The following is a 21,568-nucleotide window of genomic DNA, read 5'->3' as shown; positions in this document are numbered from 1 at the left end:
TGGGAGGATAGGAACTTGCCAACTTTTTAATTTTTTGTAAAAGTTGGAAAAAGTGATAATTTTGGAAAGACTTTTAATGGGAAGAGAATTATAAAGTTGATTTTTTATTTAAGAATAGAAAAAATAAAGTTATTTAAAAGCTGGAGCATTTTCTTTGGCATTTCGAGTTGATTTTATTTTTTAATTATTTATTTTCATTTTAATAATGAATATTCTTTAGAAAAAAGCTGACAAGAATATTAAATATTGTATGAGTGGAGTTGATTTGAGGTATTAATTTTCAAGTCAACTTTTTTATATATTTTATAGAAAATAAAAAAATTTAGTAAGTTTTAGTATAAAGAAGATATTTATTTTTATAAAAAATTAGAAATTATGAAATTTAAAATTTTTTTGATATAGCAGAAATATTTTTATTGATACGGAATTAGAGAAATTACTTGTAGAGAAGTAAAAGAGAGATTATTTAAAATTAAAAATATAGATACTATTGTTTATAGATTTAGAGGAAATAAATTTAAAAGAATTAAAAAGAGAAAGAGATTTAATTTACAGAAGAGAAGTATTTAAAAGATATTTATATTATATAAAATACTTTTTAGAAGAAATAAAATAATTAAAATAAAAAGGTTATTACTAGTTTAAAAGCAATAACCTTTTTTTATATATTCTTTATGGAAAAGAAAAATTAATAAGTTTTTAAAAATTAAGAGTTTTTCTTTTGAGAATACCATTTTCCTGAATGATAAAATTTGATAGAAAGTATTGCAGCTACAGACCAACCAATAGGCCAAGCACACCAGATACCATTTGATCCTAAAGATGTTTTTGCTAAAACTATTGCTAAAACAACTCTAAGAATTAAATCTGTAAGAGTGGCTATCATAAATTTATTCATCATTCCAGCTCCACGAAGAATACCATCAGCAACTAATTTTGCAGAGATAACAAAATAGAAAGGTGATAAAATTCTTAAGAAATTAATTCCTGATTTTGTAGCAGCAATAGTTGGTTCGTCCATAAACATATATAGAAGATATTTTCCTGCAAAGAAATATATAATAATAAGAGGAACACACAAAATCCAAACAAGTTTTAGACCTGCAAAAAATCCATTTTTAATTCTTTCAAGTTTACCAGCACCAATATTTTGTGCTGTATAGTTAGAAATACCGTTTCCTAAAGTTGTAAAAGATGTTATTACTAAATTATTAAGTTTTACAGAGGCTGAGTATCCAGCAATAACCCCAGAACCAAAGCTATTGATAACACTTTGAATAATAACATTTCCCACTGAGATAAAACTTTGTTGGAAGATACTTGGTACAGCAATAAAGGCGATTTTTTTTAGAATATTCCAAGAGAAAATCAGTCCTTTTTCAGTTGTTTTTATTTTTTTTAGTCTATTAAATACAACAGAGATAGCTAAAATACAACTTATTCCTTGGCATAAGAAAGTAGCCCAAGCAACTCCAGCAACTCCCATATTGAAAGTCGTAACAAATAAAATATCAACAGCTATATTTGATAGAGATGAAACTACAAGAAAGAAGAATGGAGTTTTTGAATCTCCTAGAGCTGAAAATATCCCTGTAGCAATATTGTAGAAAAATACAAAAGGAAGTCCCCAAACATAAATATCAAGATAAAGTTTTGAATCTTGGAAAAGTTCTGGAGGGGTATTAATTAAATGAAGTAAAGAATCACAAAATCCAATACCAATAACCATTAAACTTAAACAAAGTACAGCACTAGAAATCATGGCAGTATGAACTGTTGTTTTCATTTTGCCATAATCTTTAGCTCCAAAAAATTGAGAAACAATAACAGAACAACCGATATTACTTCCAAAAGCAAAAGCTATAAAAATTAAAGTAATTTCATAACCATTTCCTACAGCAGCAAGGGCGTTTTCTCCTATAAATTTTCCTGCTATAAGACTGTCAGCGATATTATACAGTTGTTGAAAAATAATACTTCCAAACAAAGGCAAACAGAATTGCCATAATACAGTTTCAGGTTTTCCTACTGTCAAATCTTTATTTGGAGAATTTGACTTTTTAGGATCTTGGGTTTCTTTTTCCAAAGATTTCATTTTTTCCTCCTATAATATATTATAAATTTTAAATTGTATATAATCATTGAAAAACAAAATTATATATATTATAATACTAATAAAATCATATGTAAAATATATATTTAGTATTGTAGATATATGAAAATAGTATGGGGAGTATTTTATGAATATAAATTATGAGTATTATAAAGTTTTTTATTATGTGGCAAAATATAAAAGTATAACACGAGCCTCTATGTTTTTACAAAATAATCAACCAAATATTACAAGGATAATAAAAACTTTGGAATATGAGTTAGGCTGTACTTTATTTATTAGATCTCATCAAGGAGTTAATTTAACACCTGAGGGGGAAAAAATGTTTGAATATGTAAAAATAGCGGTGGAACAAATCGAGGCTGGGGAAAAAGAGATAGCTCTGAATAAAAATCTTCAAAGTGGTACAATTTTTCTTGGAGCAAGTGAGATTGCTCTTCATTCTTTTCTTTTGCCTGTATTAAAAGAATATAAACAAAAATATCCGAAAGTTAGAATTTGTATATCAAATTACTCAACTCCTCAAGCAATTACTGCTCTAAAAGAGGGGATTGTGGATATGGCTGTGATAACTTCTCCTTTTGAAATTACCTCTAACCTAGAGAATATGGTAATAAAAAGATTTAAAGAGATAGCTGTATGTGGATCGACTTTTTTAGAATTGGTAAATAGAAAATTATCTTTATCAGAATTAGTAGAATATCCTTTGATCTCTATGAACAAACAGACAAAAACATATGAATTTTATTCAAATTTCTTTTTGAAAGAGGGGATTGATTTTTCTCCAAGTATTGAAGTGGCTACGGTAGATCAGATACTCCCTCTTGTGAAAATTAATTTAGGAATAGGTTTTCTTCCTGAAATATTTTTAGAAAATTTATCAGAAGAAACAGTATATAGATTAAATTTGAAAGAGAAAATTCCAGAAAGAAATATTTGTTTTGTAAAAAGAAAAAGACATTGTCTAAGTATAGCAGCACAAGAACTTGAAAATATGATAAAATATTATTCAGAAAAAAATAGTAAAAAAATAAATATTTTATAAACTTAAGAAAAATAAGATTAAAAATTACTGCAGATTACGAAAAATTGATTTATTAAAAGCTCATCTCGTTAAAATCACAAAACTCGCTATGCTTAAACAGTTGTGATTTTTAGCATTCGATATCGCTTTATAACTCTAATTTTTCTTCATAATTTCCGTAATTTTTAATCTATATTCTTTTTAATTAAAAATATGAAAGTCTCAATAATTAATATTTTAATTTTCTTTCTAAGTATAAAATAGATTTTTTCATAAGATAGAAACTAACTATCAAACATAAAATCTCAGCTATGGGAATTGAAAGCCAAATCCCTTTTGAGCCAATAATATTTGGAAGAATAAATAGTGGAATAGCAATAAATATAATAGATCTTCCCATTGAAACGATAACTGACTCTAAAGGTTTTTCAATAGAAGTCAGAAAAGATGTAGAGATTATATTTGCAAAAGAAATTAAGTAAGCAAAACTCACATAAAATAATGCTGTTCCTGCTAGCTCAATAAGCTCTTGATTACCTTTTGAAAAAATTTTAATAATAAGAGTTCCCCAAAGATGACTTCCCACATATGCAATAACTCCCAAACTTCCCCCTGTAATAAGAGAAACTTTTAAAACTTTTTTGATTTTATCTAGATGTCTAGCTCCAAGATTATATGCAACTAACGGCTGTAAAGCTTGGGAAAGTCCATAAAGACTAATATTTAAAAGTTGATTGATATAAAATACTATTGTCAGAGCCGATACTCCCAAAACTCCAATTTTATCCATAATAACTAGATTAAATAGATACATAGCAAATGTTGAAGAAACTACTGAAAGCATCTCAGAACTTCCGTTGTAGAAAATATTTTTTATATCATTTATGTAATATCCAATTTTTTTTCTAGGAAGTTTAAAACGTAAATTTGGTAAAAGAGCAAAGAATCCAAAAGCACAAGCTATAATAGTGGCACTAGCTCCTCCAGTCATACCTAATTTAAGTCTTACAATAAGTAGATAATCTAAAATAACATTAAAAACTAAACAAGTAAGTCCACTAATAAAAACAAAATTTGGTTTTTCCTCTATTTTTACAAAAGTTTCTGTAAAAATAGGGGCAGTATAAAAAAAAGCTCCAATCATCATAGGAATCATATATGCTCTTACATAAGGGTATATATTTTCATTAGCTCCCAAAACTTTGATAAAAAAATCAAGTTTTATAAGGACAATAATAGATAAAAATTCTAAAACAAATATCAAAAGTCCCAAAGTGATAGTAGTAATTTCACGGGATTTTTTTATTTTTTTATTTCCCTTGTAAATACTTGTGATAACTCCTCCCCCTACACAAATCATTAGTCCTATACTCATAAGAAAATTGATAAGGGGCATAGAAAGATTTACAGCAGCAAGTCCCATCGGACCAACGTTTTGTCCAAGAAACATTCCATCAACCATAATTTGAAGTGAAACTATAAGCATTCCAAAAATACTTGGAATAGCAAATTTAAAAAATAGTTTCGTTATATTTTCATTTTCTAAAATATTTTTATTTTCCATAAATAATTAAGATTTAACAATACCTCCTTAAAAAATAGTGAAAAAAAATCTTTTCTATGGTATTATAAACTATATACTAAACTATACAGTCAAGGAGAAAAGATGAAAAATAGATATAAGATATCAGAGATGGCGAAAATTTTTAATATATCAAGACAAACTCTTATTTTTTATCATAAAAAAAATATTTTAGTGCCATATATTGTAGATGAGATTAATGGTTATAGATATTATTCAAATGAACAGATTTGGGAACTTTTTTTCTTGCTGACTTTGAAAAAAGCTGGTTTTTCATTAGAGGAGATAAAAGAGTTTACAGAGTTAAAAAATTCTGATAAAAGTATAGAGTTTTTAGAAAATAAAGTAGATGAAATTGATTTAAAAATAGATGAGCTACAAAAATCCAAAGAAAAAATTCAGAAAAAAATAAAAAATATGAAAGAATTTTCTGAGGAGATTGGAAAGAAAATAAGTTTTGGAAAGATAGAAAAAATAAATTGTTATTTTCTTAAAATGAAAAATCAAATAGATGAAGCAGAAATGGCTATGAATTATGAAAAACTTCATCAAATAGCTAAGAAAAATGGAATAGAGGAAGTAAAATATATAACTATAACAGATATAAGTAATATAGAAAAATTGGGTAGAGATAGTATAATTCCTGTAAAGAAAATCGGGATTATAGTGCCAAATAAAATTTTATTAGAAAAAAGTGAAGAGCTTTATATAGGAGAGCATTTTCTAATGAATTTTAGTGATTCCTATACAAGCTTGTTTGAAAGCTATAAAAATTTAAAAAAATATGTAATAAATGAAAATTTTATTCCTAAAAATTATGTAATTGAAATAGCCGAAGAATTTTCTATCTTAACTGAAAAAGGTGTGGGGGGACTATTTAAAGTCCTTATCCCCATTGAAAGTAAAAATTAAAAAGTAGTGATGATAGAACCTTGATATTTTTCATCAACGAATTTTTTTACTTTTTCAGATTGTAATTCGTTAACTAATTCTTTAACATCAGGATCATTTATATTTTCATCTCTTACAACTACTACATTAACATAAGGAGAATCTTTTCCCTCGATTTTGATAGCGTCTTTTGTAGGAGAAATTCCAGCTTGTAAAGCATAGTTTCCATTTATAACAGCCACATCAACATCATTTAGAACACGAGGAAGTTGAGGAGCTTCAATAGATTTGAATTTTAATTTTTTAGGATTTTTTACAATATCAAACTCTGTTACATAAAGATCAGTAGGGTCTTTTAAAGTTATAACCCCAGAGTTATGAAGTAAAAGTAAAGCTCTACCACCGTTAGATGGGTCACTTGGAATAGCTATAGTATCTCCTTTTTGAATTTCTTCAAGAGATTTATATTTATTAGAATAGATTGCTATTGGAGAAATAATAACATCACCAACAGAAGAGATTTTTAGATTTCTTTCCTCTCTGAATTTTTCTAAATATGGAATATGTTGGAAAAAGTTTGCATCTAAACTTTTATCAGCTAAAGCTAAGTTAGGAGTAACATATTCATTAAACTCAATAATTTCTAGGTCTATTCCTTTTTTAGCAAGTTCAGGTTTAACCACTTCTAATATTTCTCCGTGAGGAACAGGTGAAGCTCCTACCTTAAGAGTTTTAGAGAAAGTCGAATTTCCAAATAAAGCAAAAGTTAAAACAGAAGTAAGTAAAGTTTTTGATAATTTCATACTATCATCTCCTTGAAAAATTTTTATAAATTATAAAAAATATCACTCTTAATAAAAAATCTCCAACTTCTTAAAATCGATCAAGAATTTGGAGAAATTATTTTAAAGATAGTAGCTTGTATCTGCCATCTACAGGAATTAGCACCACACATAAAGTAGGTTGCTGAAACATCTCAGGGCCAGTCCCTCCGTCTCTCTTGATGGATATTTTTTATTTGCAAGTATAATACACAAAAAAAATAAATTTGTCAACTATTTTTTTATTTTTTTTATTATGATATAATTAGTTGTAAGTTTTAGGATTAAGGAGTGATAACATTGGAAAAAGAAGTTCAGATGTCTGAAAGGTATCGGATAGGGATTATACTTGCTCTGGTTGGTGGATTTTTAGATGTTCATACTTATGTTTGTAGAGGGAAAGTTTTTGCAAATGTTCAGACAGGAAATATAGTTTTATTTGGGATAAGTCTTATTGAGAAAAAATGGTGGAGTGCTTTTGAATATTTTATGCCAATAACAGCTTTTGTTCTTGGGGTTTTAATAGCTGAGTTTGTAAGAGAAAAATGTAATAAAGAAAATTTTCATTGGAGACAGGGAATTTTACTTTTGGAAATAGTAACTCTTTTGGGAGTAAGTTTTATTCCAATAGGAAAATATGATATAATAGCCAATGTCTTGGTATCTTTTGTATGTTCACTTCAGGTAGATACATTTAAAAAATTTAGAGGAAATGTTTATGCCTCAACAATGTGTACTGGAAATCTGAGAAGTACCAGTGAATTTTTATATAAATTTATGAGAGATAAGAAAAGGGAGACTTTTAGAAAAAGCAACCTTTATTTTGGAATAATTATATCTTTTATAGGTGGTGGAATGATTAGTGCAGAATTAACTAAAATATTTTTAGAAAAAGCTGTATTATTCGGTGCAATGGGATTGGTTGTGGTATTTTTTATGTTGTTTGTTGATTATGAAAAAAAGATAGGAGATAAAAATGTTTTATAGTGATTATCATATTCATAGTAGATTTTCTGGAGATTCCAGAGAAGATTTAGATGAGATTTTAAAAAAAGCAATAAGTTTAGGATTAAAAGAGATAGCTATCACAGATCATTTGGAAAAAGATATGATAGATATTGGACCAGAGTGGGATATTGATTTAGATGAATATTCAAACGAGATTTTAAGGCTAAAAGAAAAATATAAAAATGAAATAAATTTAAAACTTGGATTGGAAGTTGGAGTTCAACCTCATACTTTAAATTATTTTGAGAAAGAATTAAAAAAATATCCACTGGATTTTGTGATTGCATCTAGTCATGGAATAGACAGATATGATTTAAGTTTTGGAATTTTACAAGAGGGAAGAACTAGAGATGAGATGCAAGACTTATATTTTAGAACAGTTTATGAAAATGTAAAAAATTATAATAAATTTAATGTTTATGGTCATCTTGACTTTATAACAAGATATGGTGGACCTAAATATAGAGGAATGAATATAGGAAATCATATTGAAATAATAGAAAAAATACTTAAAGAAATTATTTCAAAAGGAAAAGGAATAGAAATAAATACCTCTGGTTATAGATATGGAGAAGATAGAGTTTATCCAGATTTTGAAATATTAAAAAGATATTTTGAACTTGGTGGAGAAGTAATAACAATAGGTTCTGATTCCCATAGAAAAGATGATATCACTAAAGATTTTAAAATTGCTTATGAGATTTTGGAAAAGTTAGGAGTTAAATATATCTCTTCTTTTGAAAAAATGGAGCCAAGTTTTATAAAAATAAGATAAAGAATATAAAAAAAGACTGTATCTAAGATTTTAAATAATTAAAAAATGGTACAGTTTTTTTATTTTTTGTTAAAAATAATATAATAGATGTAATTAATAATTTTATAAAGTGTAATGTTATTTTATAATAGTGTTATGAAATTTGAAAATAAAAAATATTTATTCCTTGATTTTTAAAGGGATATAATGTATAATTTTTAATAGTGTGTTAAAAAATAAGTTTTTTATTTTAAATAATAGTGTTATGTTATTTTTAAAAGGGAGTTTTTAATGGGGAGAAAATTAAAATTTACTAAGGAAGAAATTTTGGATAAAGCTTATGAAATTTTGGTTCATGATGGAATGAAAAAAATTTCTGCTAGAGTTATAGCAAAAGAGTTAGGAATATCTACAATAGGAGTTTATTCAAATTTTTCATCTATGAGTGAGCTTAAAAATGAACTTTCAGTTTTGGCTAAAAATAAACTTTTCGATAAGGTAAAAATAAATTATACAGAGTTGGGGCTTTTGAATATTGGGATAGGAATTTGTCTTTTTGCAAAAGAGGAAAAAGATTTATTTAGAGCAATTTTTATGAGAGAAAATCTTTCAAAAGAATTTTTAGATGAGATAACAAATGATTTGGTAGGATTGGTTTATAAAAGTTTTAAAGAAAATGAAAAATATAAAGATTTAAAAGATAGTACTATTGATTGGTTAATAAGAAGAGGTTGGTGGAGCACTCATGGTTTTGCTTGCCTTATTTGTTCAGGATTTTATAATCCAACTTATGAAATAATAGAAAAAGAATTAAGAGAGGTTGGAGGTTTAATAATGAGAGAAGCTCTAAAGATGGATAAACTTCCAGAAAATCAGTTAGAAAAAAATTTAAATATAAAACTTTTAAGAGGAGAGGAATAATGAAAAAAACGCTTATGTTAATGGCTCTTTTAGCCTCAGTAAACGCTTATGGAGGAAGTATTGACTATCTTGCACAACAAGACGCCGAATATTTTGCTCACCCATCAATGATAGGAAAAATCGGAACATCTGGAGCTTTTTATAGCCCAGCAGGAACAGTATTTATGGAAGATGGAACTTATTTCAAAGTAAATGCTCAAACAATTTTTAAAGATTATACAATGAATACACATAAAAGCAAATTATCTGATGGACAAAATGGAGTTCATAATAGTGATTTTGCATCTCCAATGGTTCCAAGTTTTCAATTTGTAAAAAAAGATGGAGATAGAAGTTATTTTGCTCACGCAGGAATAGCTGCTGGTGGTGGAACTGTAAAATATGATAATGGAATTTCAGCTTTTGAAGTTATAGGAGAAGAAATTGAAAAAGGATTACCTGTGATGGGATTGACAGGTGCAAAAGTAAATTATTTAGGTGGAACTACTGTTGAAGGGTCATCTTTTTATTATAATATTAATTTTGGTATGGCACAAAAATTAAATGAAAAATTTTCAGTAGCTGGAGGAATTAGATTAATATACGCTACAAGAGCTCTTGAAGGAACAGGAAATTTTGAGATAGATACTAATGGAAAACTTCCTGTTAAAGTACCAGTAAATATTACTTTAGATGCTGAGAGAGAAGCTTATGGAGTAGGTGGAGTAATAGGATTTAACTATAAACCAACTGATAGATTAAATATCGGTTTTAAATATGAATCTGAAATAGAATTAGATTTTGATGCTAAAAATGGTAAAAATGGATTAAAAACTTCTACGTCTAAAGAGTTAGCAAATCATGAGCAACTTGAAACAACTATAAATGGAGCAATTGCTGGAATAGACGGAGCTTTAAGACAAGAGGCTGTAATTAAAGAGTGGTTAGTAGATGGAAATAGAAATCTTCCAGCAATGATGGCATTAGGAATTTCTTATGATATGACTGATAGATTAACACTTCTTGCAAGTGGAAACTATTATTTTATAGAGCAAGCTAATGAAGACCACGCTTATGATAACTATACAAATGGTTACGAAGCATCAATTGGTTTTGATTATAAACTAAATGAAAAATATACTTTAATGGCAGGATATCAATACACTAATACTGGAGCAAATGAAGGAACTTACAAAGATACTGACTATGCTTTAGATGCTCATATGTATTGTGTTGGAGTAACATATTCACCTAATGAAACAAGAAAATATACTCTATCTTATGGATTTGTTGATTATGAAAATGGAACTGCTAATGCAGAGAAAGGAAGTACAACTTTTGAAAAAACAGTTCATACAATAGGAATGTCAGCAGAGTTTAAATTATAAAAACTCTTGACAAAACAGTTGTAAAGTTATAGAATACATTATCAACTAAAAATTAAATAAATATAACTTACTAGGGGAGCCGTAACTGGCTGAGAGGAGGTTCGACCTCGACTCTTATTACTTGAACCAGATAATGCTGGCGAAAGGAAGTAAAATTAACCCTCCACTTGGAGTATCAGACATCTGATAGCTATTAAGTTATAAAAAAGTGGTTGATTAATTGATAAAAGACTTCCCTAGTAGAAATACTAGGGATTTTTTTTGTAAAAGGAGGGAAAAAATGCAAATAGTTTTAAATGGAGTTTCTGAAAATATCGAAAAAGAGATGTTAATAAGCGAATTTATTGAAAAACTTTCTTCTGAAAAAAATATTAATCTTTCTGGAGCTGTTGTTTTATTAAATGATGAGCTTATAAAAAGGGATAATTGGAAAGATGTAAGCATCAAAGAAAATGATGAGATAGAAGTTCTAACTTTTGTTTCTGGTGGATAAAATAAAAAAATTAATATTATATAAAAAATAAAAGTTTATGGAGGAAAAGATGGATAAATTAGTATTAAAAGGACATGAATTTGAAAGCAGATTACTTACAGGAACAGGAAAATTTTCTGATAAAAATCTAATAGCTCCAATGTTAGAAGCTAGTGGGTCAAATATAATAACAATGGCTCTTAGAAGAGTTAACTTTGCAAACCCAAAAGAAAATGTTTTAAACTATATACCAAAAGGAATAACTTTACTTCCTAATACTTCTGGAGCAAGAAACGCTGAAGAAGCTATTAAAATAGCAAGAATTGCAAGAGAAGCTGGTTGTGGAGATTTTATAAAAATAGAAATAATAAACGATATGAAATATTTAATGCCAGATAATGAAGAAACTATAAAAGCTACAAAAGTTTTAGCAGATGAAGGATTTATAGTACTTCCATATATGACTCCAGATTTAATTGCTGCAAAAAGATTAGAAGAAGCTGGAGCTGCAGCAGTAATGCCACTTGGGGCACCAATCGGATCAAATAAAGGATTACTTACAAAACCTTTAATAGAAATGATAAATGAAAATAAAAGAGTTCCAGTAATAGTTGACGCAGGAATTGGAGCACCATCTCAAGCTGCTGAAGCTATGGAAATGGGAGTTGACGCAGTACTTGTTAACACAGCAATATCAACAGCAGAAGATCCAGTAAAAATGGGAGAAGCATTTGCTATGGCAGTAAAAGCTGGAAGAATGGCGTACTTAGCAAAACTTGCTAAAACTTCAAAATATGCTAACGCTTCATCTCCACTTACAGACTTCTTATTCAGAGGTGACAAATAATGGGATTTTATTCAGTTGTAGAGCAATGGAAAGATTTTGATTATGAAAATTATTTTGCAAGAGTAACAGATGAAGATGTACTTGATAGTATCTATAAAGAAAATTTAACAGAATATGATCTATTAAATCTTTTATCACCAAAAGCAAAAAATCATTTAGAAAGAATGGCACAAAGAGCAGCTGAACTTAAAACTCAACATTTTGGAAATATAATCTCTCTTTATATGCCAATATATATTTCAAACTTCTGTACAAATAACTGTACTTACTGTGGATTTTCAAAGAAAAACCACATAGTTAGAAAACACCAAACTCTTGAACAAATAGAAGCTGAAGCAATAGAAATTGCAAAAACAGGTGTAGAACATATTCTTATGCTTACAGGAGAAGCTCACGGTCTTGTAACTTTAGATTATTTAAAAGATGCAGTAAAAGTATTGAAAAAACATTTTAACTCTGTTTCAATAGAAGTTATGCCATTAGAAGAATGGGAGTATAAAGAACTTGCTGATATAGGAGTAGATGGTTTAACAGTTTATCAAGAAACTTATAACGAAGAAATTTATGATAAAGTTCACTTATCAGGAAAGAAAAAAGATTATCACTTCCGTCTAAACACTCCAGAGAGAGGAGCAAAAGCTGGAATAAGAACAATAGGAATTGGACCATTATTTGGTTTAAGTGATATAAGACAAGAGGCTTTTATGGCTGGACTTCACTTAAAATATTTAACAGATAAATATTTAAACTCATCTTTTGCAATATCACTTCCAAGAATAAATCCAGCAGAGGGAGGATTCCAACCAGATCATCCACTAGATGATGTAACTTTTGTACAATTTATGACAGCTTATAGAATTTTTGAAGTTAAAGCTGATATAAATATTTCTACAAGAGAAGTGGCTGATTTTAGAGATCACTTAATGCATATGGGAATTACAAAAATGTCTGTTGGTTCAAAAACAGATGTTGGAGGATATACAGACAACGATCCATCTACTTGTCAATTTGAGATAAGTGATGATAGAAGTGCTGAAGAAACAATTCAAGCTATAAGAGATAATGGTTACCAACCTGTTTTCAAAGACTGGGAGCAATTAGTATGATAATAGGAATTGCTGGTTGTGGAGGAATAGGCTCAAATGTAGCTTATCATCTTGTTCGTGCTGGTGTAAAAAATTTTAAGTTTGGAGATTTTGATAAAATAGAGGAGAGCAATCTAAATAGACAATTCTTTTTTAAAGAACAAGTGGGTCTTTATAAAAGTGAAACTTTAGCCAAAAATCTTCTTTTGATAAATCCAAGTATTCAAATTGAAAATGAAATAATAAAATTTGAAAGGGATAATATCAAAGAATTTTTTAAAGATTGTGATATAGTGGTTGAAGCATTTGATAAAAAAGAGTATAAATCTCTTTTAGTTGAGGAGCTTTTGCCATTAGGAAAAAAAATAGTTTCAGCTTCAGGGATAGGAGGCTTTGAAACTAAAAATATAAAAATAAGAAAATTTGGAAAAAATCTTACAGTAGTTGGAGATTTTGAAACTGATACAGATATTTATAAAACTTATTCACATAAGGTAGGAGCTGTTGCTTGTATGATGGCTGAAAAAGTTTTGGAGATTGGAGGATATTTTGAGAAATAAAATAATAATTCCAGAAGGGTTATATGGTATAACTGGAGAAAATTTTGCCAATGGAAAAACTAATCTTGAATGTGTAGAGGCAATGATTAAAGGTGGAATAAAAATAATTCAATACAGAGAGAAGAAAAAATCTCTTGGACAAAAATTAGAAGAAGCAAGAGTTTTAAGAGAAGTTTGCAGAAAAAATGGTGTTTTGTTTATAGTAAATGATAATATAGATATTGCTCTTTTAGTTGATGCTGACGGGGTACATGTTGGACAAGATGATTTACCACCTAGTGAAGTGAGAAAACTTATTGGTGATGATAAAATAATTGGACTTTCTACTCACTCACCTGAACAAGGGAAAAAAGCTTTTGAAAATCCTGATGTAGATTATTTGGGAGTTGGACCAATATTTCCAACAACTACAAAGGATACAGCTCCAGTTGGTTTAGAATATTTAGATTTTGCTGTTAAAAACTTAGATATTCCGTTTGTTGCTATTGGTGGAATAAAAGAACATAATATTGATAAAATCATAGGTCATGGAGCAAAAAGAATATGTCTTGTAAGTGATATAGTAGGAGCTCCAAATATAGAAGAAAAAGTAAAATTTTTAAGAAGTAAATTAGAGAAATAAAAGAAAAAGTTGTAGCTTTTGCTACAACTTTTTTCACAGACTCATATATCAAATTTTTTACCATCAATAGAGATAGTAACAACTTGCCAAGGGATAAATTTACCACTATTTTTTAAAGCATTTACAGAAGCTCTTTCGATTCCACCACAACAAGGAACTTCCATTCTTACAACTGTTAAAGATTTTATATTATTATTTTTAATAATTTCTGTTAATTTTTCCTCATAATCTCCAGAGTCTAACTTAGGACAACCTATAAGAGTTATTCTATTTTTTATAAATTCATTATGGAAATTACCGTAGGCAAAAGCCGTGCAATCAGCAGCAATTAAAAGATTAGCTCCATCAAAATAAGGAGCATTTATAGGTACAAGTTTTATCTGTACAGGCCATTGTTGCAGTTTACTTTGTATAATATTCTCTTCAAAATTTTCTTTTTCATTTGAAGAAACTTTTATTGTTTTTAAATTTGATCCAGGGCAACCAAAATGAGATTTAATAACTTTTATTTGATTTTCCGGATAACTACCAAAAGAACAATCAGATTTCTTTTTTTGAGCCATATTTAATTTTACAGCCTCTTCATCATAAGGAAGAGCCTTTCTTTCTTCAAAAGAGATGGCGTTAGTATGACAAGAAGGTAGACAATCTCCAAGTCCATCACAATAATCATCTCTTAAAAGTTTAGCCTTTCCATTTACAAGTCCAATAGCTCCCTCGTGGCAAGCTTTTACACAAGCACCACAACCATCACACTTATTTTCATCTATTTTTATAACCTTTCTTATCATAAAATCCTCCTAAAAACTTTTAAATTATATGTAGATTATAATATAAAAATTATAAAAAATATGTTGCATTGGCAACTAAAAAATTATTTAAAAAGTGTGAAATGATTTTTATTATAGTCCAGTATTTTTTGTTTTTTTAAAGTGCTAAGCTCTCTGGATAAAGCACTTCTATCAACAGATAGATAATCAGCTAATTCTTGTCTATCAAATTTAATATCAAAAGAGTTACTTTTATTTTTTAAAGCCTCAGCAGATAGAAAGGAAATAATTTTTTCCTTTAGAGATTTTTTAGTGATGTGTTCTATTTTTTGAGTTAGTAGAATATTTTTTTTCAGAGAAATTTGAAAAACATTATTTAAAAATTTATAGATTTCAAAAGGATTTTTTGGATTATTGATTAAAAAATCTTTTAAATCTAAAAATAAAATTTTACAGTTTTGTGAGGCCTCAACACTTAGATTTGGAGTACTTCTTTTTGAAAGAGCAAAAACTTCACCAAAAATTTCTCCAGATTTAAATTTTTCCAAAATATTTCTATTTCCCCAAAAGTCTTCTTTTATAACATTTAGTTCTCCAGAAATAATAATTCCAATCTTAGTGATAGGATTTCCAGCTTGAAAAATTAGATTATTTTTATCAAAATTTTCCTCTGAAAAATTAAAAAATTTTAATATAAATAGAATTTCATTATCACTTAGATTAAAAAAAGTGGCAATTTTTTTAATAAATTCAAGTATTTCATATTTTTCTCCTAAAAGTTTTATATTTAATTATATCATAAAATAAAAAAAGTTGCATAAGCAACATAAAATATAGAAAAAATTATATATAATGTAAAAAAAGAAAAAAGAGGAGGGTTAAAATAGATGGAAAATAAAATGTTTTGTTGGCAATGCCAAGAGACTTTAAATTGTAAAGGATGTAGTGTGGCTGGAGTTTGTGGAAAAACAGCAAATGTTGCCTACCTACAAGATTTATTAGTATATATAACAAAAGGAATTTGTGAGATCACTACAAGATTAAGAGAAGAGGGAGAGGTTATATCTTCTGAAATAAATAAAGTTGTTTTGGATAATCTTTTCACTACAATTACAAATGTAAACTTTTCAGAGGGAAATATAGAGGATAGAATAGAGCAATCTTTAGAAATCAAGAGAGATCTATATGGAAGATTAAAAAATAAAGAGATGTTATCTGAGGCTAGTGAATTTTCTATTGAGAGAAAAGATTATTTAACAAGAGATGAGAGAATAAGTATTTTAAATGAAAAAAATGTAGATTTAAGAAGTTTAAAAGAGATGGTAATCTATGGATTGAAGGGGTTATCAGCTTATGTAACTCACGGAAATGTTTTAAATGAATATAATGAAGAGATAGATATATTTTTACAAAGAGCTTTAGCAAAAACTTTAGATAAAAATTTAACTGTTGAAGATGCTTTAGGATTAGTAATGGAAACAGGAAAGTATGGAGTTTTTGGAATGGAACTTTTAGATAGAGCTAATACTAAAAATTATGGAAATCCAGAGATCACAAAAGTTAATATAGGGGTTGGAAAAAATCCGGGAATATTAATATCAGGACATGATTTAAAAGATTTAGAAATGTTACTAGAACAAACTCAAGGAACTGGTGTAGATGTATATACTCACTCTGAAATGTTACCAGCTCACTATTATCCAAAATTTAAAAAGTATAAAAACTTTGTAGGAAACTATGGAAATGCTTGGTGGAAACAACAAGATGAATTTGAAAGTTTCAATGGTCCAATAGTGATGACAACTAACTGTATAGTTACTCCAAAACAGAGCTATAAAGATAGAATTTATACAACAGGTTTAGTTTCTTTTGATGGTTGCAAACATATAGAAGGGGAAGAAAAGGATTTTTCTCAAGTGATAGAACAAGCTAAAAAATGTCTACCACCAAAGGAGATAGAAACAGGGGAAATTATAGGGGGATTTGCTCACGAACAAGTATTTGCATTAAAAGATAAGATAGTAGAGGCTGTAAAAAGTGGAGCTATTAAGAAATTTGTGGTAATGGGTGGCTGTGATGGAAGAAGTACAAAGAGAGATTATTATACAGAATTTGCAAAAAATCTTCCTAAAGATACAGTTATCTTAACTGCTGGTTGTGCAAAATATAGATATAATAAATTAAATCTAGGAGATATTGGAGGAATACCAAGAGTTTTAGATGCTGGACAATGTAATGACTCATACTCTTTAGCTTTAATCGCCTTAAAATTAAAAGAAATTTTTGAATTAAATGATATTAATGATCTGCCAATAATTTATAATATTTCTTGGTATGAACAAAAGGCTGTAATAGTTTTATTAGCACTTTTATACTTAGGAGTAAAAAATATTAAATTAGGTCCAACATTACCTGGATTTTTATCAGAAAATGTTGCTAAGGTATTGGTTGAGCAATTTGGAATAAGTGGAATTTCAACAGTTGAAGAAGATATGGAAAAATTCTTTGGATAAAATAATTTGACAATTTTTCTTAAATATTATAAAGTGAAATAGAGATAATATTTGAGGAGGTAGTGATGATAAAAAGATTTAATGTTGGAAAAAGACTTAGTGAGGCTGTAATTCATAATGGTGTAGCTTATCTTTGTGGACAATGTTGTTTTGAAGAGAATGAAGGAAAAAAAGATGTTCAAACTCAAACTAAAGAAGCTTTAGCTAATATAGAAAGAGTTCTAAAAGATATTGGTAGTGATAAATCAAAAATACTTATGGCGACAATATATTTAAAAGATATAAGTTATTTTGATGAAATGAATGAAGTTTGGGATAATTGGGTCGAAGCTGGACACGCTCCTGCAAGAGCTTGTGTAGAAGCAGCTTTAGCAGAAAAAGAACTTCTTGTTGAAATAGTAGTAACTGCAGCAGTAGAATAAAAAATATAAAAAAGGGTTGTCACAAATTTAAGAAATATAAGATTAAAAATTACTACAGATTACGAAAAATTGATTTATTAAAAGCTCATTTCACTAAAATCACAAAACTCGCTGACGCTCAAACAGTTGTGATTTTTAGCGTTTAATATCGCTTTATAAATCTAATTTTTCTCCATAATTTCCGTAATTTTTAATCTATATTCTTTTTAATAAAAAATGCGACAGCCCTTTTTAATTAAATTATTATAATTTTACTACATTTATTGGAGTCCCAGCTAAATATTTATTAACATTGTCAAAAGCAATTTCAGCTCTTATAATCATAGATTCGTGAGATGCAAAAGCAACGTGAGGAGTAAGGATTGTATTTTTAGCATTTAGTAATGGATAATCACTTGGGATAGGTGGTTCCATATCAAATACATCTATACCAGCTCCAGCGATTTTTTCTTCATTTAAAATTTGGGCTAAAGCATTATTATCAACAACAGCTCCTCTAGCACAGTTGATTAAAATTCCTGTTTCTTTCATAAGAGATAATTTTTCTTTAGAGATAAATCCTCTTGTAGAATCATTTAATGGAAGATGTAGAGAGATTATATCAGAAGTTTTCATTAAAGTATCAATATCTACATATTTTAATCCCAATTCAATAGCTTTTGGATTTTCTGTAATATCATAACCGATAAGATTAGCTCCCATACATTTAAAAAGATTAGCTGTCATAGTACCGATTCTTCCAGTACCAACTATACCAACAGTTTTTCCTTTTATTTCCCCACCGATAAGTCCAGCAATAGTACCACCTTTTCTTATAACAGAGTTACATTTATTAATATTTCTCATAAGGTCTAAAGTAAGTCCAATTACAAGTTCAGCCACGGCATTATTAGCATATCCAGCAGCATTACAAACAACAATCCCTCTTTCTTTTGCAAGAGTTCCAATATGGTCAAATCCTGTAAAAGCCACAGATATCATTTTTAAATTTTTTGCCACTTCTATAACTTCGTTAGGTAAAGGATTATTTGCAATCATAAGAATGTCAGCGTCTTTTGCTCTTTCTTTTAATTCCTCAACATCAGTAGTTTTTGTATTATAGTAAACAAATTCATGCCCCAATTTTTTTATTTCACTACTAAGATTTTCAATAACTTCTTTTTTTACTACTAATGGTTCTAATAATTTTATTATCATATTTTCCTCCAACTTATATTTTTATATAAAAAGTGCAGGTCACTAAGGACCTGCCATTGTTATTAAATTATTTTTGTTTATTCTTCAGCTGGTTCTACATGAGCGTAGTTTCCATCTCTTTTCTTATAAACAACATTCATTTCTTGAGTTTCTTCGTTGTTGAAGATGTAGAAATCTTTTCCTAAAGTTTCCATTTGAAGTATTGCTTCTTCAAGTGTCATAGGTTTAGATTCCATAGAAACTTTAACTATTTGTTTTGTAGCTTCAGTAGAAACTGTATTAGATGTAGGGTCAAATTTGAAAACTCTTTGAGAAACTACATCATTATTATCTCTTAATTTTTCTTTATATTTTTTAATTTGTCCTTCTAATATACTTGTAGCTTTATCTATTGCAACATAAAGGTCAGATTCAGTAGCCACAGCTTTTAATACAGTTGAGTTTAAGTGAGCTCTCATTTCTGCTGTGTGTGAAGGTCCTTTTCTTAATTTTACTGCTGATAGAGTTACTACTATTTCGCTTATACGGTCAAAATATTTGTCTAATTTTTCAACTCTCTTTACAGTATAATCGTTAATAGGGTCTGTTACAACTAAATGTCTTCCGTTTACTGATATTCTCATAAACACCACTCCTTCTAGTACTTCAAGTATTCCATGATGTACTCTTTTATATGAACCTCTATCTGAGGATACTTCTTTTATGAAGCTTCTTTATAACACTTAGACGGAATTTTAAAAAATTTTGTCTAAAAAATTTAATTTTCTAAAAATAATTTTCCATTTTTTACAGAATATCTTTTATCAGTAATATTTGCAAGTTCTCTTGAGTGAGTAACTACAATAATAGTTTGATTATTTTCTCTGTTTATTTTTCTAAAAAGATTATGGATTTCATTACTTGTTTCCTCGTCAAGATTTCCTGTAGGCTCGTCAGCCAAAATTATTTTTGGGTCATTTATCAAAGCTCTAGCTATTGCAACTCTTTGTTTTTCTCCTCCAGAAAGTTGGTTTGGTTTGTGGTTATATCTTTCTTTTAAGCCAACGCTGTCCAAAATCTTTTTAGCTTTTTCTTCAATATTTTTTTTGTCATTAAAATTATTTAAAAGAGCAGGTAACATTACATTTTCTAAAGCTGTGAACTCTGGTAAAAGATAGTGAAATTGGAAAACAAATCCAATATCCCTATTTTTTAGTAAGTCTATTTTTTGATGGTTAGTTCTATCAACTTTTTCTCCGTGAATATAAATTTCTCCCTCATCAATAGAGTCCAAAAGTCCAATAACATTTAAAAGGGTAGATTTTCCAGAACCAGATTTACCAATGATAGAAACAAACTCTCCCTCATTGATAACTAAATCTAAATCTTTTAAAATATGTAAAGTCTCGCTAGTTCCTTTATAAGTTTTATTTATATTTTTTAGTTCCAAAATTTTATTCATATCTTAAAGCCTCCATTGTTTCCATCTTACCAGCTCTATATGCTGGAAAAACACTTGATAAAAATATAACGATAAAGTTTACAAAAACTATGATTAAAATCTCTTTTAGAGAAATCTCAACAGGAATTTTGCTCAGATAATATATAGAAGTAATTCCAGAGATAGAATAATTTTCAATATACCATAAAATTCCAAGGGATAATAAAACCCCTATAAAAATTCCAATTACTCCCAAAGTAATCCCCTCTATTAAAAAGATTTTCATAATATTTTGAGTTGAAAATCCCATAGCCCTCATAATACCAATATCTTTTATTTTTTCACGAACTAACATATTCATAATAACCCAAACTACAAATCCAGCAATAACTACTATCAATGAGAAAACCACAATCATAACAGTTTTTTCAAGAGCTAGTGCTGACAGAAGATTTTTATTTTGGTCTCCCCAAGTTCTATTAAAAAGTCCATATTTTTCAGATAAAATATCAGAAATCCTATCGGCGTCGTAAGGATTATCGAGAGTAATCTCAAGATTTGTGATATTATCTCCCATATACATCATATACTGAGCTGTTGCAAGGGGAATAATAACCATACTTATATCATAGTCATAATATCCACTTTCAAAAACCCCAGTAATTTCCAAGGGAAGTTCTTGATTTTCTGCTGAAACCAGAGAGATTTTATCTCCGATATTTGCTCCAAGCTGTCTAAAAAGTTCGTTACCTATATAAATCCCATTTCTTTTTTCAGAATTTATTTTTCCGTGAACGATTTTTTTCTCAATATCAATAGCTGTTTTTGCTTTTTCAATATCAAGTCCCTCAATTTTTACACCTGAAACATAATCTCCGTAAACCCCTCTATATTTTATAAGCCCTTGAGTTGAAACTTTTGGAAGAACACCTTTTACTCCAGAAATCTCTTTTATTTTATTCTCAATTTTTTCATATTCACTTTTGTTTTCTACATCGTAGACGCTTATATGACTGCTAAGTGATAATATACTTCCTATCATATTTTTATCAAGTCCATTGGAAATACCAATAGAAACAATCAGAACAGTAACCCCAATCATTATCCCAATTATTCCGATGAAACTTTGTTTTTTCTTTTCAAGTATATGTTTTTTTGCTATAAAAAATTCAAACATCT

At 28.3% G+C, this 21,568-nt stretch carries 22 protein-coding genes and 2 riboswitches; of the genes, 13 read left to right on the top strand and 9 right to left on the bottom strand.

The window, feature by feature from the left end; translation table 11 throughout:
* Window positions 1-706 precede the first annotated feature (706 nt).
* Entirely contained in the window at window positions 707-2,095 is a 1,389-nt protein-coding gene (locus I6E15_RS05645) for an MATE family efflux transporter (protein WP_235246727.1), read from the bottom strand.
* Window positions 2,096-2,240: 145 nt separating this feature from the next.
* On the opposite strand from I6E15_RS05645, the gene I6E15_RS05640 reads away from it, so the two are divergent.
* On the top strand, window positions 2,241-3,158 hold the full coding sequence (locus I6E15_RS05640) for a LysR family transcriptional regulator (protein ID WP_235246725.1): 918 nt from the start codon (window positions 2,241-2,243) through the stop codon (window positions 3,156-3,158).
* Between the two features lie 208 nt (window positions 3,159-3,366).
* Here I6E15_RS05640 and I6E15_RS05635 read toward each other — a convergent pair whose 3' ends face one another.
* On the bottom strand, window positions 3,367-4,701 hold the full coding sequence (locus I6E15_RS05635; RefSeq protein ID WP_235246722.1) for an MATE family efflux transporter: 1,335 nt from the start codon (window positions 4,699-4,701) through the stop codon (window positions 3,367-3,369).
* A gap of 102 nt (window positions 4,702-4,803) precedes the next feature.
* On the opposite strand from I6E15_RS05635, the gene I6E15_RS05630 reads away from it, so the two are divergent.
* Window positions 4,804-5,631: a MerR family transcriptional regulator gene (locus tag I6E15_RS05630; protein ID WP_235246707.1), complete on the top strand. Its 828-nt coding sequence runs from the start codon at window positions 4,804-4,806 to the stop codon at window positions 5,629-5,631.
* Here the strand turns inward: I6E15_RS05630 and I6E15_RS05625 are convergent.
* On the bottom strand, window positions 5,628-6,413 hold the full coding sequence (locus I6E15_RS05625; protein ID WP_235246705.1) for a MetQ/NlpA family ABC transporter substrate-binding protein: 786 nt from the start codon (window positions 6,411-6,413) through the stop codon (window positions 5,628-5,630). The two genes, I6E15_RS05630 and I6E15_RS05625, sit on opposite strands and share 4 nt — an antisense overlap.
* Before the next feature lie 122 nt (window positions 6,414-6,535).
* A riboswitch (SAM riboswitch) is annotated at window positions 6,536-6,620 on the bottom strand.
* Window positions 6,621-6,731: 111 nt separating this feature from the next.
* On the opposite strand from I6E15_RS05625, the gene I6E15_RS05620 reads away from it, so the two are divergent.
* The 9 genes from I6E15_RS05620 to thiE all read left to right on the top strand — a co-directional run bounded on the left by I6E15_RS05620 (window position 6,732) and on the right by thiE (window position 14,067).
* The gene (locus I6E15_RS05620) at window positions 6,732-7,418 is read left to right on the top strand and encodes a YoaK family protein (protein ID WP_235246704.1); all 687 of its coding nucleotides are present in this window, start codon (window positions 6,732-6,734) and stop codon (window positions 7,416-7,418) included.
* Entirely contained in the window at window positions 7,408-8,214 is an 807-nt protein-coding gene (locus I6E15_RS05615) for a histidinol-phosphatase HisJ family protein (protein WP_235246688.1), read from the top strand. Before I6E15_RS05620 ends, I6E15_RS05615 begins: the two co-directional genes overlap by 11 nt.
* Window positions 8,215-8,484: 270 nt before the next feature.
* Window positions 8,485-9,114 carry a TetR/AcrR family transcriptional regulator gene (locus I6E15_RS05610; RefSeq protein WP_235246664.1) on the top strand — a complete coding sequence of 210 codons (630 nt, stop codon included), beginning with the start codon at window positions 8,485-8,487 and terminating at the stop codon, window positions 9,112-9,114.
* Window positions 9,114-10,481: an OmpP1/FadL family transporter gene (locus I6E15_RS05605; RefSeq protein WP_235246660.1), complete on the top strand. Its 1,368-nt coding sequence runs from the start codon at window positions 9,114-9,116 to the stop codon at window positions 10,479-10,481. Before I6E15_RS05610 ends, I6E15_RS05605 begins: the two co-directional genes overlap by 1 nt.
* Before the next feature lie 62 nt (window positions 10,482-10,543).
* Window positions 10,544-10,646, top strand: a riboswitch (TPP riboswitch).
* A gap of 115 nt (window positions 10,647-10,761) precedes the next feature.
* On the top strand, window positions 10,762-10,974 hold the full coding sequence (gene thiS, locus I6E15_RS05600; protein WP_177160712.1) for a sulfur carrier protein ThiS: 213 nt from the start codon (window positions 10,762-10,764) through the stop codon (window positions 10,972-10,974).
* Between the two features lie 49 nt (window positions 10,975-11,023).
* Window positions 11,024-11,800 (top strand): thiazole synthase, encoded by a 777-nt coding sequence (locus I6E15_RS05595; protein ID WP_177160711.1) that lies wholly within the window; start codon window positions 11,024-11,026, stop codon window positions 11,798-11,800.
* Window positions 11,800-12,906, top strand: coding sequence for a 2-iminoacetate synthase ThiH (gene thiH, locus I6E15_RS05590; protein WP_177160710.1), 1,107 nt, complete (start codon window positions 11,800-11,802; stop codon window positions 12,904-12,906). The genes I6E15_RS05595 and thiH overlap by 1 nt, the downstream gene beginning before the upstream one ends.
* The gene (thiF, locus tag I6E15_RS05585) at window positions 12,903-13,445 is read left to right on the top strand and encodes a sulfur carrier protein ThiS adenylyltransferase ThiF (RefSeq protein ID WP_235246643.1); all 543 of its coding nucleotides are present in this window, start codon (window positions 12,903-12,905) and stop codon (window positions 13,443-13,445) included. Before thiH ends, thiF begins: the two co-directional genes overlap by 4 nt.
* A complete protein-coding gene (thiE, locus tag I6E15_RS05580) occupies window positions 13,435-14,067 on the top strand; it encodes a thiamine phosphate synthase (RefSeq protein ID WP_177160708.1) in 633 nt (210 codons plus the stop codon). The genes thiF and thiE overlap by 11 nt, the downstream gene beginning before the upstream one ends.
* A 41-nt stretch (window positions 14,068-14,108) precedes the next feature.
* On the opposite strand, the gene I6E15_RS05575 is transcribed toward thiE, so the two are convergent.
* Together I6E15_RS05575 and I6E15_RS10260 are read right to left on the bottom strand one after the other, a co-directional pair.
* On the bottom strand, window positions 14,109-14,858 hold the full coding sequence (locus I6E15_RS05575; RefSeq protein WP_235246641.1) for an ATP-binding protein: 750 nt from the start codon (window positions 14,856-14,858) through the stop codon (window positions 14,109-14,111).
* Between the two features lie 83 nt (window positions 14,859-14,941).
* On the bottom strand, window positions 14,942-15,532 hold the full coding sequence (locus I6E15_RS10260) for a Crp/Fnr family transcriptional regulator (protein WP_328221960.1): 591 nt from the start codon (window positions 15,530-15,532) through the stop codon (window positions 14,942-14,944).
* Between the two features lie 192 nt (window positions 15,533-15,724).
* Between I6E15_RS10260 and hcp the strand changes: the two genes are divergently transcribed.
* Window positions 15,725-17,350, top strand: a complete 1,626-nt coding sequence (gene hcp / locus I6E15_RS05565) for a hydroxylamine reductase (RefSeq protein WP_235246632.1) — start codon at window positions 15,725-15,727, stop codon at window positions 17,348-17,350.
* Window positions 17,351-17,415: 65 nt separating this feature from the next.
* Window positions 17,416-17,772, top strand: a complete 357-nt coding sequence (locus tag I6E15_RS05560) for a RidA family protein (protein WP_235246617.1) — start codon at window positions 17,416-17,418, stop codon at window positions 17,770-17,772.
* A 243-nt stretch (window positions 17,773-18,015) separates the two neighbouring features.
* Here I6E15_RS05560 and I6E15_RS05555 read toward each other — a convergent pair whose 3' ends face one another.
* The 4 genes from I6E15_RS05555 to I6E15_RS05540 form a co-directional block, all read right to left on the bottom strand.
* Window positions 18,016-18,969 carry a 2-hydroxyacid dehydrogenase gene (locus I6E15_RS05555; protein ID WP_235246614.1) on the bottom strand — a complete coding sequence of 318 codons (954 nt, stop codon included), beginning with the start codon at window positions 18,967-18,969 and terminating at the stop codon, window positions 18,016-18,018.
* 77 nt (window positions 18,970-19,046) lie between these two features.
* Window positions 19,047-19,592: a ribosome hibernation-promoting factor, HPF/YfiA family gene (hpf, locus tag I6E15_RS05550; RefSeq protein WP_235246612.1), complete on the bottom strand. Its 546-nt coding sequence runs from the start codon at window positions 19,590-19,592 to the stop codon at window positions 19,047-19,049.
* A 134-nt stretch (window positions 19,593-19,726) separates the two neighbouring features.
* Window positions 19,727-20,410, bottom strand: a complete 684-nt coding sequence (locus I6E15_RS05545; protein WP_235246597.1) for an ABC transporter ATP-binding protein — start codon at window positions 20,408-20,410, stop codon at window positions 19,727-19,729.
* Window positions 20,403-21,566, bottom strand: a complete 1,164-nt coding sequence (locus I6E15_RS05540; protein WP_235246583.1) for an ABC transporter permease — start codon at window positions 21,564-21,566, stop codon at window positions 20,403-20,405. The genes I6E15_RS05545 and I6E15_RS05540 overlap by 8 nt, the downstream gene beginning before the upstream one ends.
* Window positions 21,567-21,568 lie beyond the last annotated feature (2 nt).

It is taken from the genome of Fusobacterium perfoetens (assembly GCF_021531475.1).
Taxonomy (GTDB): domain Bacteria; phylum Fusobacteriota; class Fusobacteriia; order Fusobacteriales; family Fusobacteriaceae; genus Fusobacterium_B.
Note: the sequence above shows the minus strand (reverse complement) of the source record. Positions and strands in the feature narration are given on the sequence as shown.

Excerpts from the sequence above, each read along its gene's own strand:
- I6E15_RS05645 (WP_235246727.1), bottom strand. The coding sequence starts at position 2,095 with ATGAAATCTTTGGAAAAAGAAACCCAAGATCCTAAAAAGTCAAATTCT.
- I6E15_RS05640 (WP_235246725.1), top strand. The coding sequence starts at position 2,241 with ATGAATATAAATTATGAGTATTATAAAGTTTTTTATTATGTGGCAAAA.
- I6E15_RS05635 (WP_235246722.1), bottom strand. The coding sequence starts at position 4,701 with ATGGAAAATAAAAATATTTTAGAAAATGAAAATATAACGAAACTATTT.
- I6E15_RS05630 (WP_235246707.1), top strand. The coding sequence starts at position 4,804 with ATGAAAAATAGATATAAGATATCAGAGATGGCGAAAATTTTTAATATA.
- I6E15_RS05625 (WP_235246705.1), bottom strand. The coding sequence starts at position 6,413 with ATGAAATTATCAAAAACTTTACTTACTTCTGTTTTAACTTTTGCTTTA.
- I6E15_RS05615 (WP_235246688.1), top strand. The coding sequence starts at position 7,408 with ATGTTTTATAGTGATTATCATATTCATAGTAGATTTTCTGGAGATTCC.
- I6E15_RS05610 (WP_235246664.1), top strand. The coding sequence starts at position 8,485 with ATGGGGAGAAAATTAAAATTTACTAAGGAAGAAATTTTGGATAAAGCT.
- I6E15_RS05605 (WP_235246660.1), top strand. The coding sequence starts at position 9,114 with ATGAAAAAAACGCTTATGTTAATGGCTCTTTTAGCCTCAGTAAACGCT.
- thiS (WP_177160712.1), top strand. The coding sequence starts at position 10,762 with ATGCAAATAGTTTTAAATGGAGTTTCTGAAAATATCGAAAAAGAGATG.
- I6E15_RS05595 (WP_177160711.1), top strand. The coding sequence starts at position 11,024 with ATGGATAAATTAGTATTAAAAGGACATGAATTTGAAAGCAGATTACTT.
- thiH (WP_177160710.1), top strand. The coding sequence starts at position 11,800 with ATGGGATTTTATTCAGTTGTAGAGCAATGGAAAGATTTTGATTATGAA.
- thiF (WP_235246643.1), top strand. The coding sequence starts at position 12,903 with ATGATAATAGGAATTGCTGGTTGTGGAGGAATAGGCTCAAATGTAGCT.
- I6E15_RS05575 (WP_235246641.1), bottom strand. The coding sequence starts at position 14,858 with ATGATAAGAAAGGTTATAAAAATAGATGAAAATAAGTGTGATGGTTGT.
- hcp (WP_235246632.1), top strand. The coding sequence starts at position 15,725 with ATGGAAAATAAAATGTTTTGTTGGCAATGCCAAGAGACTTTAAATTGT.
- I6E15_RS05560 (WP_235246617.1), top strand. The coding sequence starts at position 17,416 with ATGATAAAAAGATTTAATGTTGGAAAAAGACTTAGTGAGGCTGTAATT.
- I6E15_RS05555 (WP_235246614.1), bottom strand. The coding sequence starts at position 18,969 with ATGATAATAAAATTATTAGAACCATTAGTAGTAAAAAAAGAAGTTATT.
- hpf (WP_235246612.1), bottom strand. The coding sequence starts at position 19,592 with ATGAGAATATCAGTAAACGGAAGACATTTAGTTGTAACAGACCCTATT.
- I6E15_RS05545 (WP_235246597.1), bottom strand. The coding sequence starts at position 20,410 with ATGAATAAAATTTTGGAACTAAAAAATATAAATAAAACTTATAAAGGA.
- I6E15_RS05540 (WP_235246583.1), bottom strand. The coding sequence starts at position 21,566 with ATGTTTGAATTTTTTATAGCAAAAAAACATATACTTGAAAAGAAAAAA.